Here is a 4,283-nt window from a genome sequence, read left to right on the forward strand (position 1 = left end):
TGCGCGCGGGTCGGCGCCCCGCACTCGGTGGTGTTCGGCGGCTTCTCGTCCGAGGCGCTGCACACCCGGATCGACGACGCCGACGCCAAGGTGGTCATCACCTCCGACGGCGGCTACCGGCGTGGCGCCCCGTCCGCCCTCAAGCCGGCGGTCGACGCAGCGGTCTCGATCGAGGGCAGCCCGGTCGAGAAGGTGCTGGTCGTGCGGCGCACGGGCCAGGACGTCGACTGGGACGCCAGCCGCGACGTGTGGTGGCACGAGGCTCTCGAGGCGGCCGACGACACGCACGAGGCGGTCGCGGTCGACAGCGAGCACCCGCTGTTCATCCTCTACACCAGCGGCACCACCGGGAAGCCGAAGGGCATCTTCCACACCACCGGCGGCTACCTCACCCAGGCGGCCTACACCAACCACATCGTCCACGACGTCCACCCGGAGAGCGACGTCTACTGGTGCACCGCGGACGTCGGCTGGGTGACCGGCCACTCCTACATCGTCTACGGCCCGCTCGCCAACGGCGCGACCCAGGTGCTGTACGAGGGCACCCCCGACACCCCGCACCAGGGCCGCTGGTGGGAGATCGTCGAGAAGTACAAGGTGTCGATCCTCTACACGGCTCCCACCGCGATCCGCACGTTCATGAAGTGGGGCAACGACATCCCCGCGAAGTCCGACCTGTCGTCACTGCGGGTCCTCGGCTCGGTCGGCGAGCCCATCAACCCCGAGGCGTGGCTGTGGTACCGCAAGCACATCGGCGGTGACCGCACCCCGATCGTCGACACGTGGTGGCAGACCGAGACCGGGGCGATCATGATCAGCCCGCTGCCGGGTGTCACCGACCTCGAGCCGGGCTCGGCGCAGAAGCCGATCCCCGGCGTCAGCGCCGAGATCCTCGACGACGAGGGCAAGCCCTTCACCGAGCCCGAGAAGGTCGGCTACCTCGTCCTCACCAAGCCCTGGCCGGCGATGCTGCGCGGCATCTGGGGCGACCCGGAGCGCTACAAGGAGACCTACTGGAGCCGCTTCGGCGAGAAGTACTACTTCGCCGGGGACGGCGCGAAGTACGACGCGAAGGGCAACATCTGGCTGCTCGGCCGCGTCGACGACGTCATGAACGTCTCTGGCCACCGGCTCTCCACGGCCGAGATCGAGTCCGCGCTGGTCTCGCACCCCAAGGTGGCCGAGGCCGCTGTCGTGGGTGCCACCGACGAGACGACCGGGCAGGCGGTCTGCGCCTTCGTCATCCTGCGCAAGGAGGCCATCGAGGAGGCCGACGAGCCGGGCGAGGGCAAGGACCTCGTGCAGGAGCTGCGGGGCCACGTGGCCAAGGAGATCGGCCCGATCGCCAAGCCGCGCTCGATCATGGTCGTCTCGGAGCTGCCCAAGACGCGCTCGGGCAAGATCATGCGCCGCCTGCTGCGCGACGTGGCCGAGAACCGCGAGGTCGGCGACGTCACGACCCTCGCGGACTCCTCGGTCATGAACCTCATCAAGGAGGGCATGTCGGCCGGCGCCGCGTCCTCCGACTGACCCCAGCCACGACGAGCAGGTATGCCGCGTGCGGACGCCCGCACGCGGCATCCCTGTCCGTGGGTGGTGCCTTTGGACGACCAGTTCGCGAGGTGGTGCGGCGGGTCGTGCCCGACACGCGATGGGCGCGGCGAACTGGTCGTCACACCGCGAGCCGACGCTGCTGCTCGCGGAGTGCGACCCCTCGCTCGAGCACCGAGCGCACCCAGTCCGGGCACGTCATCACCTGCCTCCACGAGAAGCGCAGCACCAACCACCCCTCGACCGCCAGCTCGTCGTAGCGGCGGCAGTCCTTGTCGAGCAGCTCGGGCAGGCCGTGGAACTCGAAGCTGTCGGCCTCGAGCACGATGCGCAGACGCACGTCGGCGAGGTCGACCCTGCCGATGAAGCGGCCCTGCCCGTCGTCGATGCGGTGCTGCGGCACCACGGTGAGCCCCGGCACCTCGAGCGCGATCGCCCGGAGCACCGACTCGAACGGCCCGTGGGCCTGCGGGTCAGCCTCCGTGACCACCCGCCGCACCCGGGCCGAGCCCCACCGAGGTGCCTCGTCGACGGCCTCCTCCAAGGCCTCCCACGACACGACGCCGGCCCGCAGTGCCGAGTCGGCCACCGCGAGCGCCTGGTCGAACGGCAGGCGTCGGGCGCAGTCGACAACGGTGGCGGCGGGCGTGAGCACCCAGCCGTCACGCACCCACCGCGGTCGCAGGTCGGCCCAGCGGATGTCGCAGGCCTTCTGGTCGACCGCATCGACGTTGCGACCCCTCGGGACGACGAGCTGGGGCCGGCGCGGCTGCCACTTCAGCAGCATCCCGTGGTGGGCGGCGGCGCTCAGGCCGACGGCGACGGCGCTGAGCCGGTGGGCCGACCGGCGGGCCTCGTGGGCGGTGGGGAGGGCGTAGCGCCCGCGGGCCACCCGCACCACGCCACCGTCGGCGAGGGCGCGCTCGAGGTCGGCCCTGCTGGTCGCCGCCACGAGCTCGCGGCGCGAGGCGACGCCTCCGCACTGCTCGAGCCAGGTCGTGACGGACACCATGCGGGCAGCGTGCCCGGCGACGGCGGTCGGGCCGCTCGGCTGTCCACAGGCACCGGCCGACGACCAGTTCGCGAGGTGGTGCGGCAGGTCGGGCCCCACACGCGCTCGGTGCGGCGAGGTGGTCGTTCCGAGGACGCACGAGCGGGTATGCCGCGGACGTCCGCACGCGGCATACCCGCCGTCAGGCGCCGGGCAGGGGTGAGCGGGCGTCGCGGCCCGCCATCGGCACCCACTGCCCGCGCGCGAGCAGCACCTCGCGGAGCAGGTCGGGCCGGTCGGTGATGACGCCGTCGACCCCGGCCTCGAGCAGCCGGTGCATGACGGTCGGGTCGTTGGCGGTCCACACGACCACCCGCACCCCGACGTCGTGGGCCTGGTGCGCGAGCCGCTCGACGAACACGGGGAACCGGCCGAGCCGCACCGGCACGTGGGCGAACGGCGCGGTCGCCAGCCATCGAGGGGCGCGGGCTCCGGTGCGGGAGCACGTGACCAGGGTGGTCAGCGAGCGCCACCCCAGCGCGGTCGAGACCTCCGGGGCACCGGCGCGCACCTGCCCCAGCCAGCCGTCCCAGGCACCGGCCACGCAGACCCTCCGCGCGAACGGCCGGTGCGCCAGCACGCGCAGCAGCGGCTCGATGGCATCACGGTCCTTGAGGTCGACCGTGACGTTGGCCCCGGGGAAGGTCTCCAGCAGCTCGACGAGGGTGGGGATGTGCTCGGTCCCGCCCACCCTCAGCCGCGCCAGCGCGGCGGAGGTGTGCCGCCGGACGAGGCCGCGGCCGTCCGTCACCCGGTCGAGCGTCGCATCGTGGAAGCAGACCAGCTCGCCGTCGGCGGTGACGCGGACGTCGGTCTCCAGGTAGCGGGCCCCGAGGGCGACCGACCGGCCGAAGGCGGCGAGGGTGTTCTCGGGCGCGAGGGCGGCGCCCCCGCGGTGGGCGATGGCAAGCGGTCCCGGTTCAGCGCCGTAGGCCATGGCATCACTGTGCCGGGCGCGGAGGGCGCTCGGGACCGTGAGGACACCGGTGCGCCGAGTGTTCATGTGCTCGACGCCGGCCGTCGGACCGAGTTTGATGGCCAGTCATGAGCGACGTGGTGGTCGACGGGCCCGAGGTGGAGCGCGGGGCGGAGGTGCTCACGGGGGAGGCGCTGGCCTTCCTCGGCGAGCTGCAGCGGCTGTTCGGGCCGCGGCGGGACGAGCTGCTCGCCGCGCGGCAGAGGCGGCGCGAGGAGGTGAGCCGCACCGGTCGGCTCGACTTCCTGCCCGAGACGGCTGAGGTCCGCGAGGGCGACTGGCGCGTGGCGCCGACGCCGCCGGACCTCCACGACCGCCGCGTGGAGATCACCGGACCCACCGAGCGCAAGATGACCATCAACGCGCTCAACTCCGGCGCCCGGGTGTGGCTCGCCGACCTCGAGGACGCCAACACGCCCCACTGGCGCAACGTCGTCGGTGGCCAGCTCACCCTGCGCGACGCCGTACGTGGCGTGCTGTCGTTCACCTCCCCCGAGGGCAAGGAGTACGCCGTCGCCGACCCGGCGACCGCGCCCGTGGTCCTGCCGCGCCCGCGCGGCTGGCACTTCGACGAGGCCCACCTGCTGCGCGACGGGCGCCCGGTGGTCGCCGCGCTCGTCGACTTCGGACTGCACGCGTTCCACAACGCCCGGGAGCTGGTCGACCAGGGCCGCGGCCCGTTCTACTACCTGCCGAAGATGGAGT

At 72.9% G+C, this 4,283-nt stretch carries 3 protein-coding genes and 1 pseudogene; 2 read left to right on the forward strand and 2 right to left on the reverse strand.

Going from position 1 to position 4,283, the window contains the following annotated elements; genetic code table 11:
• A partial coding sequence (gene acs / locus VIB11_RS08895; RefSeq protein WP_332030407.1) for an acetate--CoA ligase occupies window positions 1–1,530 on the forward strand: 1,530 nt, incomplete at its 5' end.
• A 142-nt stretch (window positions 1,531–1,672) separates the two neighbouring features.
• On the opposite strand, the gene VIB11_RS08900 is transcribed toward acs, so the two are convergent.
• Window positions 1,673–2,563 (reverse strand): DUF559 domain-containing protein, encoded by an 891-nt coding sequence (locus VIB11_RS08900; RefSeq protein ID WP_332030409.1) that lies wholly within the window; start codon window positions 2,561–2,563, stop codon window positions 1,673–1,675.
• A 181-nt stretch (window positions 2,564–2,744) separates the two neighbouring features.
• The gene (locus VIB11_RS08905) at window positions 2,745–3,539 is read right to left on the reverse strand and encodes a glycerophosphodiester phosphodiesterase family protein (protein ID WP_332030411.1); all 795 of its coding nucleotides are present in this window, start codon (window positions 3,537–3,539) and stop codon (window positions 2,745–2,747) included.
• A 107-nt stretch (window positions 3,540–3,646) separates the two neighbouring features.
• Here VIB11_RS08905 and VIB11_RS08910 point away from each other — a divergent pair.
• A pseudogene (locus VIB11_RS08910) lies at window positions 3,647–4,283 on the forward strand (malate synthase A); the annotation flags it as partial.

The sequence above is a fragment of the Pedococcus sp. genome (assembly GCF_036554925.1).
Taxonomy (GTDB): domain Bacteria; phylum Actinomycetota; class Actinomycetes; order Actinomycetales; family Dermatophilaceae; genus Pedococcus_A.